Consider the following 865-nt stretch of genomic DNA (forward strand, 5'->3'; position numbering starts at 1 on the left):
CGTGACGGTCAAGGCCCGTCAGGTCTTCGAGGAGGCCGGGTTCGCGCGTGATCACGGTGGTCCGCCGGCGTCGTACCGGCGGCGGGCCGAGCCACGCCACGAAGCATCGATGAGGTCTCGATTCCGTTCCATCCCTGACCGGTCATCTTCTCCAGGGACCGAACCTCGATACGGACCCAGGTTCCTTTATCGCTGGCGAGGCCAATTGAGCGTCGCTTCCGCACCACCGCGGTTCGGTCAAGGCGAACGTCTAGGGACCGCTCGACACGTTTCAAGACATCGTCGTAGAAACCAGACCTGAGATCCAATTTAGCGCGGACTTTCGGCACGATGGGAGCCCTATCTCTCGTCGCTCGGTCGGATTGTTGCCCGTCCGGTAGCGATCTTCGAGCACCACACGGACGGGCAACAGTAGTGAAGACGTGTTAAAGTGCTATCTTGGCGCCCTGCGGACGCCGTATCGGCTGTCAGGCCGTGAACTCTCCATCCGTCACACCATGCACGAACGCCGACCATTCCGCATCGGTAAAGACCAGCGCCGGCCCGGTTCCATTGTCCTTACTGTCCCGTAGGGCGACAAGGCCGCCGTCAAGGAACGCAACCTCGACACATTCACCCTTAGGGGACGTAATGAAGTAACAAATACGTGATCGAGAGCATCATCGCAGGTCACAGGCCTGTGGAGGGTTCGAAACGCGCAAGTTATTTCATTTCGACTCCTTAGCGTTGCTGTAGCTGCTCTTGCGCCACACCGTGCCGGAAAGATCGTGACTGTTCATGGTTCGAGACTCCTAGCTCGATCAATGAGCATCTTGGTGCTCGCGTCCCGCTCTGCCGCAGATTCCCACATCGCGCTGAACGACTC

Annotated in this window: 1 protein-coding gene; it reads right to left on the bottom strand. The window is 59.2% G+C overall.

What is annotated here, in order from left to right:
* Positions 1-467: 467 nt before the first annotated feature.
* Positions 468-644: a DUF397 domain-containing protein gene (locus tag AC08OU_RS16855; protein WP_476605277.1), complete on the bottom strand. Its 177-nt coding sequence runs from the start codon at positions 642-644 to the stop codon at positions 468-470.
* Between the last annotated feature and the right edge of the window lie 221 nt (positions 645-865).

The organism is Frankia sp. CcMO1, assembly GCF_977945845.1.